Here is an 8,236-nt window from a genome sequence, read left to right on the forward strand (position 1 = left end):
GAAATCCGTTGCACTAGGAATAAGCCTCCCTTTTGAACAAGGTGTTAATTCTTACGCTGATCCTGAGCTCTCTTTTGAGTTCCATTACTTTTTCCTGCGGAAATTTTACTTCCTTTACCATGCGAAAGCCATAGTCGTTTACCCAGGTGGATTTGGGACGATGGATGAATTATTTGAGACCCTTACCCTGGCTCAAACAAATAAACTGCACAAGAAACTACCTGTATTTCTTTACGGTAAAGAGTTTTGGGATGGATTGATCAATTTTGATCATTTTATCAAATGGGGAGTAATTTCACCAGGTGATGTCGAACTCTTTCAAATTGTCGACGATGTGGATGATGCGTTTTCCCGAATCACCACTACCCTTACACATAAGGACTAACTATTTATTCGCCGACTAATGCCTTTAACTTGCCAAGGCATTGATCGAAGTCATTAGGAGGTGGAGATGTAAAGCTTACTTGTTTTTTGTGCCCTGGGTGAAAAATACTTAACTTCCATGCATGAAGCATAACCCGAGGGAAAACGACGGGCTTTGCCTTATGTTGTTTATACCCGTATGTTACATCTCCTGCTAACGGGTGCATGGCCGCAGAGAAATGAACCCTTATTTGATGGGTCCGGCCAGACAAAATCTCACATTTCACATGGCTGAATTCATCACCAAAAGAACTTAGTCTTTCCCATTTCGTACAGGCCGACTTCCCTTTTTCGGAAACTGCCATTTTCACGCGTACCTTTGGGTGGCGTCCAATCGGTTGATTAAACTCCCCATATTTCCCGACCTTTCCGCAGACAATTGCCTGATAAAGCTTTCCCGTTTTACGACCTGCGAATTGTTCAGCGAGTGAAAGGTGTGCTAGTTCAGACTTAGCTACCAAGATGATACCGCTCGTTTCCTTATCCAACCGATGAACAATACCTGGACGAAGCGGTGCTCCAATAGGAGATAACGCATTTGGGCAATGATTCAAAAGAGCGTGAACCAAGGTTGTATTGTCGGTCCCATCCCCTGGGTGTACTACCATACCGGTTGGTTTATTGACTACAAGGATATGATCATCCTCATGGATGATGGATAGGTCATATTTGTATGGCTCAAGTGCATTAATTTTCGGGCGAGATAAATCGACTAATAATTGATCTCCCGAATTAATTTTGGTCTTCGGTACGATGAGGGATCCATCAATATGAGAGATCTTACCAACCTCAATAGATTGTTTTATAAATTCCCTGCTAAAATCTGAATACTTATCGGCAAGAATTTTGTCTACTCGACCACTTTGGTTGTCGGGGCAAGTGAAGATGTCTTTCATTTACAATTCATTCCCTCTTTCCAGGGATAATAAATGATCAACTTGATTCATCGATTCTTTCTTTTGATAATCCTGAAGGTCAGCTATATCGAAACCAGTTTTGGCAATTTCCGCGATTTCGGAGGCGGAGAAGCCCATGTAACGAACCAGGTATTTGTACTCATCATTCAAGCAATTTCCAAATGAGAAAGGATCGTCCGTGCTAATCGTACAACGAATTCCTTTGTTTAAAAATTTACGAATTGGATAATCATCCCAATTATCAAAAACCCGTAATTTATAATTACTTATTGGACAAAGGTCTAAAACCACACCCTTCTCCACAAGTAATTCCATTACAGTTTCATCATCCGATGCACTTATTCCATGTTGGATTCTTTTTACTCCAAGACTCTCGACCGCCCATTTGACATTTTGTGCAGAGCCAAACTCACCAGCATGGGCTTTTAGCATTCTTCCATTTGCGTGGGCAATGGACCATAATCGAGGCATCCAATCTTTCGAGGGTAAATCTTCAGGTCCATGAAGATCGATGCCATAAAGACCTTCCCAACTCTCGACTGCTTCTTCTAATAGTGGTCCAAGGAATGAAGAATAAGAATCCCGGCTCATACCCATAAAAATACGAACCTCCAAGCCATCAGGCACGACTGACCGTATAGCTTGAATAATATCTTTCCCACTGATTTTAAGGAACTCAATCATGCCCGCATGAAAACTTAGTTCGACATAAGCAATATTTTGGGAAAGTTGCGTGGCGAACAGCATCTTCGCAATCTCTGCGTAATCCTCAGGGCTCTTAATTACTCGCAATGCATGATCAATTAGAATCTTTTCAAACTGTTGGAAGTTATTATAGCGGAAGTCGGGCTTCCTGAACTCTGGAACCTGAAGGAATTCTCCAGGAAAACGATTTTCAAAGAGTTCCCAAGGTATTGCTCCCTCAATATGCAGATGAGTCTCCGTTTTAGGTAGAGACTCGATAAAGCGATCCATCTTAAAATGATTAACCGTTGGACAGCAGATTTTCCGGATTGAGTGACTGTAAGTTATCGGGAATGAATAGTCCGTCTTTTCTAATTAATTCCCCGTCAAAATGAATTTCTCCACCTCCCCATTCCGGACGTTGGACGCAGACCATATCCCAGTGAACCTGTGATTTATTCCCATTATTTGCCTCTTCATAAGCTTGGCCAGGAGTAAAGTGGAAAGAGCCAGATATCTTTTCATCAAACAAAATATCCAGCATTGGTTCTTTGATCATCGGATTAAACCCGATGGCAAATTCTCCGATATAACGAGAGCCGTCATCAGAATCCAGGATTTCATTCAATTTATCTTCATTTGAAGATGCCGTTGCCTCTACAATTCGCCCATCTTTAAAAGACAATCTAATATTGGAAAAAGAAGTCCCCTGATATATGGTGTCGGCATTGTAGGTAATATACCCTTCTACACTGTCTCTTACCGGACATGAGAACACTTCACCGTCAGGAATATTGTGAGTTCCTGAACAACCGACTGCGTCAATGCCCTTAATTGAAAAATTTAAATCAGTTCCTGGACCGGAAATGGAAACCTGGTCGGCGTTACGCATCCGCTCAACTAAACCGTTCATTGCCAAACTCATTTTTGCATAATCCATACAGCAGGCATTAAAGTAAAAATCCTCAAACCTTTCTGTGCTCATCTTTGCCTGCTGTGCCATTGACGGGGTTGGCCAGCGCAAAACACACCATTTTGTTTGATTTACCCGCCAGTCGAGAACTGGCTTGAGAGTTTTCATGGCTCTCTGTAGATCATCAGAAGGAAGGTCTGAAGTTTCAAAAACATTAGATGAACCGCGCAAAGCGATATAAGCATCCATTTCCTTCATTCTTTCAAGTTCCCACTTTAAGGATGTTTCAAATTGCTCAACCTTTCCACCAAGTAAACACTCTCGCTCAACCCGACCAGATTGAAGTTGGACAAAAGGATGTGCCTGGCGTTGCCTTACTGCTCGCACCAGGGCAAGGGTAATTTCTTCAGGAACATCAAACGCATGAATGAGGACCTTTTCGCCTGGAGATAAATTAACCGAGTGAGAGACCAAATTACTGGCAAGCTTATGATACCTGGGGTCCATATATGTATAAGAATTAAAGAAGTGAAGTGTGATTAACCGCGACGGATTTTCGAACCAGAGAAATTAATTCTCACACGATAGACATTTTTTACCCTATTAATTATTTCGAATGACTTTGGATCAATCCTTGCGGGGACTTCCATCTTACGAATATCCACGACTGCAGTAAACCCTCGCTCAGTAAAAACATCTATTAGCATTGCTATTGCTAGAGGATCATTAAGTACAGCATCCTCTGAGTTGATGTATGCTAACCCCGAAATTGAATGCTTCTCAACAATCGGAATGAACTTTGATTTTATTAAACCAACCACCTGTTCAAATAATTCACAATGAAATTTCTCATAAGAATCCAAACGATTGACCAAGATCTGCCTGGCGTGCAAGGATAGTTGTTCAGCAAGGGGAATGGAGGATATTCGATCGTAAGTTGGTTGATCAAGCTCGAGGGAACTCTGATACTTTAACTCACTAATAATACGTTGCTGAACTTCAATAATGGTCCCGTGGGCATTAATAAAATGATAATGAAAAACTTCGCGTAGTGTGGTTAAGGAATCGTAAGTGGATTCCTTAAAGGTTTTGTACCGTTTGTGAGCGGATGAATCGTCTAGATCTGTCTTGCGCGTCTCCCATTTGGTGCCTACCCCTGAGGCTTCAACCTCTTTATTGTGAGCAATTGTCCTTTCTCCTCGCAAGAGTTGTCGGCGCACACTTTCATCCTCATCAATAAAGAGCATGATTATATGAAAGCGGGGCTTGGGGAACTGTGACTCTTGGAATGTCCCTAGATACTTGCTTCGCAAATCGCTTAATCGTCTATGAAAACGCTTTAAACACTCCACCTGAGTTTTAGTACGGGGATATCCATCCACTACTGCGCCACTTTCGTACTTTGGATCAAGTAATTCTCGGAGTACTAGTTTTGTAACCTCGCGATCACCGGCAAGTAAGCCGGCATCAATCTTTTTCTTGGCTTCCGGGGATTGTAAGAGTTCACTCACCACAATAGGTCTCTCGGTGAGGTCACGAAACTCCATAATGAATGCGGTTTGTGTACCTTTCCCTGCTCCAGGAGCACCATTAAGCCAGAAGATTTCTGCTGGAAACTTGAGGTTTTCCGCACCAACTTCCTTCTCCAGTTCATGCCAAACTGAATCGAAAATCATCTGGGCGTCTTTTACTTCGATATCTTCTACTGGTTTACTTGAGACTCCACCAGTTTGTTCATCATTTTTAAAGGAAACGATATCGGGATTAGATAATTCTGGCATATCTGTTTTTTTAAATACTAGATTCGTTTTCGTCAATCATTGGGGCTAAAATGAGGAAGTTTGGTTCAGATACCTCCCCCCGCTTCATATACCTTCATATTAATTAGGGTATGATCCATACCCAAAGAAGGAATCGATTCATCTGCAAAAGAGCCAAGTATTTTCGATGGTACGCCGGCTACTGATACATGAGGAGGAACATCTGCCAATACCACACTACTTGCTCCTACCCGTGCCCCTTCACCAATCTCGACATTACCAAGTATTTTCGCGCCTGCTCCAATGAGAACACCAGAACGGATTTTGGGGTGCCTGTCACCTCGATCCTTTCCGGTTCCGCCGAGAGTAACTTCATGCAAAATAGACACATTGTCCTCGATTACGGTAGTTTCTCCAGCTACAAAACCAGTGGCGTGGTCAAGTAGTATACCTTTGCCAATTAAAGCAGCAGGGTGGATATCAACTCCATAGACAACCGAGATTAGACTTTGCAGGTAAAGAGCGAGGTCTTTACGACCTTCTATCCAGAGCCAATTGGATACTCGGTAAGCAGACAAAGCTTGAAATCCCTTAAAGTATAAAAAGGGGCTAAGGAAATCATCGCATGCCGGATCTCTTTCCTTAACTGCTTCGAGGTCTCGTTCGATTGACTTAATAATAGTAGGGACAGAGTTGTAAGCATGAAGCAGGAGTTCCCTTAAATCATTACCAGGAACTGCACCTTTTGCTAAGCGGGAAGATAAACGCCAACTTAATGCATCCTCTAAAGATGACCGCTCTAATACATATTCAGTTAGTACCTTGGCAAGTATGCGCTCCCGCGATGCTACTGCAGTAGCTTCGTTACGAAGGGATTGCCAAACCGAAGAATTGATCATTTCAACATATTAATAAATAAGCTGAAGTATTACGAGTTTGATTCTTGCTTGGTTTCAGTACCATAAAAATTCTTACCAATTTCTATCTCTTTTCGTCCCTTGGACATCCTCCATTCGTTAGTATCTCGTAAAGAATAAACACAGCCACAATACTCCTGCTGATAAAAGTTTTCCCTTTTGGAAACCTCAAGCATTCTTTGCGAGCCTCCACATTTCCTCCAATTGTAAGTCCAGTAAGTCATTCCGTCGTAACGGGACGCAGCCCGTTCTCCACAACCATTAATTTGGGCCATATTTTTCCAGCGAGAAATCCCCAGGCAACTCGTAAAGACTCTAAACCCGTGCTCTTTCGCAAACAGAGCAGTACGTTCAAAACGCATATCAAAGCAACTGGTACATCGGATTCCCCGTTCAGGCTCCCACTCCATGCCCTTTATTCGCTCAAACCAATTCCTTACATCATAATCACCGTCGTGATGGGCAAGACCGAGTTTTTCACAAAATCTTTTATCCTCTTCCTTTCGCAGTTCGTACTCTTTTTTGGGGTGAATATTTGGGTTGTAAAAAAAAACTGTCGGCTTGATTCCAGACTCAAGCATTGTCTCCAAAACCTCTCCCTCACAAGGAGCACAACACGAATGAAGTAACAGCTCGCTTACACCACCTGGGGCTTTTAGCTTAGGACGTTCCGCTGTATTCATGAATGGGTCTTTATTAGGTTATCAAGATCCTTCTGCTTTTAACCCGCGAGACATTAATTCAATTACTGAACTCCTCGGGTCACTCCCCTCGTAAAGAGTACGATATACTTGTTCCAAAACGGGGGCGGTTGCACCAGCTTCTTTACTTTTTCTATAAAAACATTCTGTAGCCCAGTAACCCTCGACAACGGTTTTTTGACCCTCAATCATGGCCTTTGCTGATTTTCCACGAGCGATCGATTGACCAAAGGTTCGATTCCTACTCCATTCACCCGTACAAGTTGCAATAAGGTCACCCACTCCACTCAAGCCCACAAATGTATCCTTCTTTGCACCGAGATGGAAACCAAGTTCGATCATTTCATTAAGGCAGCGAGTAATTAATGCGGCACGGGCATTATCTCCTAACTCCAATCCATCAGATAGGCCAACCGCAATGGCATAAACATTTTTCAGGCACCCCCCGATGGCTGCCCCCACTCGATCATCAGAGCGGTAAATGCGCAAAGACGATGAACTAATTGCCTCCTGTAGGCTAAGAGTATCTGCTTCCATTTGATCAAGTGCCAGGCACATTGCAGCAGGCTTACCCTCTGCCAATTCCAGCGCATGCGAAGGCCCTGTTAAATATCCACAATTTATGGAGGGGCCAAGCACCTCAGCCATTACCTCGTGAGAATACTTATTGGTCTTTGGTTCAAGGCCTTTGCATAGGGCAAGAGCACCTTTTAGTTGAGGGCTGGTAACAAGATGCTCGACTACCCCCGATGCAGTTTTCCGCAATGCGTGAGAAGGACAGGCAAGGAAGATATAATCGGCTTCCATGATTGCCGGAGCCACCTCCCTGCCAACCTGTAAGTCACAGGGAAATTCAACTGTAGGTAAGTAATCAAGGTTTTTTCGGTCAGATGAGAGCTGGAGGGCATGCTCCATCCGCCGAGGGCAAAGAGTGACTACATGACCGAGCCTGGCTAGGTATACTGCCATCGCTGTACCCCATGCCCCAGCTCCTAATACAGAAAAATTCATAAATTCAGGCGGGAAATTCCCTAGACTTGACCTCAGTTACATACTGAGAAAGAGCTTTAGAGATAACTTGGTTTAAATTGGCATAAGTTTTCACAAACGAAGGTGCCTTCCTTGTGTTATACCCCAGGATATCGGCACTTACCAAAATCTGCCCGTCACACGCTGCCCCGCTACCTATCCCGATCAGGGGTGGAAGAATCTGCTTGGTTAGTTCACGAGCAACCGCATCCTCAATCATTTCCCCGACCACCGCAAAGCAACCTGCCTCTTCAAGGGCGATTGCATCAGTATATAAATCCTCCGCTTCCTGGCGATCGCCGCCAAACTTCCGGTATCCACCAATTGCTTTTACCGTCTGGGGTAGTAGTCCGATATGACCAAGCACCGGCACCCCAGTGGAGACAAGTTTTTCGATATCATCGGCGACATCGCGACCTCCCTCAATTTTGACCGCATCCGCACCGCCCTCTTGCATCAACCGGCGGGCCGAATCGAGCAGTCGATCAAAGGAAAAGCTCGCCTCTCCAAAGGGGAGATCAGCAACCAGTAAGCACTTGGGTTGGGCACGGCGAACCGCGGCAGTGTGACGCACCATATCGGTCATATCCACCGGTATGGTTGTGCGGTGCCCTAATAAAGTTGTTCCCACCGAGTCGCCCACCAAAATAAAATCAACGCCCGCGTCGTTAACCAACTTGCCCATCACCGCATCATATGCAGTCAGGGCAACAATGGGGCGCTTACCCTTCAGGTTTGCGATATCGCGCACATTGCGTGCCTGATCATCAAAATGCTTAGTCTTGTGTTCATGCACACGGCGCTCAGGTTGCCTTTGAGGCCTTGGCGAAGGCTTAGGCCGAACCTCTGACTTGCCCCCTTCTTCTATCGGCTTTATTTCAGGTTTTTGCGA

Annotated in this window: 9 protein-coding genes; 1 reads left to right on the plus strand and 8 read right to left on the minus strand. The window is 44.2% G+C overall.

The annotated features are described in order from the left end of the window. Window positions 1-385: LOG family protein (locus ACKPQ4_RS08125; RefSeq protein WP_407680688.1), on the plus strand; the 385-nt coding region annotated here is incomplete at its 5' end. Window positions 386-389: 4 nt separating this feature from the next. Here the strand turns inward: ACKPQ4_RS08125 and ACKPQ4_RS08130 are convergent. The 8 genes from ACKPQ4_RS08130 to panB all read right to left on the minus strand — a co-directional run. Further along, window positions 390-1,319: an RluA family pseudouridine synthase gene (locus ACKPQ4_RS08130; RefSeq protein ID WP_407680689.1), complete on the minus strand. Its 930-nt coding sequence runs from the start codon at window positions 1,317-1,319 to the stop codon at window positions 390-392. Beyond that, window positions 1,320-2,315: an adenosine deaminase family protein gene (locus ACKPQ4_RS08135; RefSeq protein WP_407680690.1), complete on the minus strand. Its 996-nt coding sequence runs from the start codon at window positions 2,313-2,315 to the stop codon at window positions 1,320-1,322. A gap of 10 nt (window positions 2,316-2,325) precedes the next feature. Beyond that, window positions 2,326-3,444, minus strand: coding sequence for an aminopeptidase (locus ACKPQ4_RS08140; protein ID WP_407680691.1), 1,119 nt, complete (start codon window positions 3,442-3,444; stop codon window positions 2,326-2,328). Window positions 3,445-3,476: 32 nt separating this feature from the next. Next, a complete protein-coding gene (locus ACKPQ4_RS08145; protein ID WP_407680692.1) occupies window positions 3,477-4,718 on the minus strand; it encodes a nucleoside monophosphate kinase in 1,242 nt (413 codons plus the stop codon). 65 nt (window positions 4,719-4,783) lie between these two features. Beyond that, on the minus strand, window positions 4,784-5,596 hold the full coding sequence (gene cysE, locus ACKPQ4_RS08150; protein ID WP_407680693.1) for a serine O-acetyltransferase: 813 nt from the start codon (window positions 5,594-5,596) through the stop codon (window positions 4,784-4,786). 29 nt (window positions 5,597-5,625) lie between these two features. Beyond that, entirely contained in the window at window positions 5,626-6,297 is a 672-nt protein-coding gene (locus tag ACKPQ4_RS08155; RefSeq protein WP_407680694.1) for an epoxyqueuosine reductase QueH, read from the minus strand. A gap of 21 nt (window positions 6,298-6,318) precedes the next feature. Beyond that, the gene (locus ACKPQ4_RS08160; protein WP_407680695.1) at window positions 6,319-7,326 is read right to left on the minus strand and encodes an NAD(P)H-dependent glycerol-3-phosphate dehydrogenase; all 1,008 of its coding nucleotides are present in this window, start codon (window positions 7,324-7,326) and stop codon (window positions 6,319-6,321) included. Window positions 7,327-7,330: 4 nt separating this feature from the next. Beyond that, window positions 7,331-8,236: 3-methyl-2-oxobutanoate hydroxymethyltransferase (gene panB / locus ACKPQ4_RS08165; protein ID WP_407680696.1), on the minus strand; the 906-nt coding region annotated here is incomplete at its 5' end.

The sequence above is a fragment of the Candidatus Chordibacter forsetii genome, assembly GCF_964187505.1.
Lineage (GTDB): Bacteria > Verrucomicrobiota > Verrucomicrobiia > Opitutales > Seribacteraceae > Chordibacter > Chordibacter forsetii.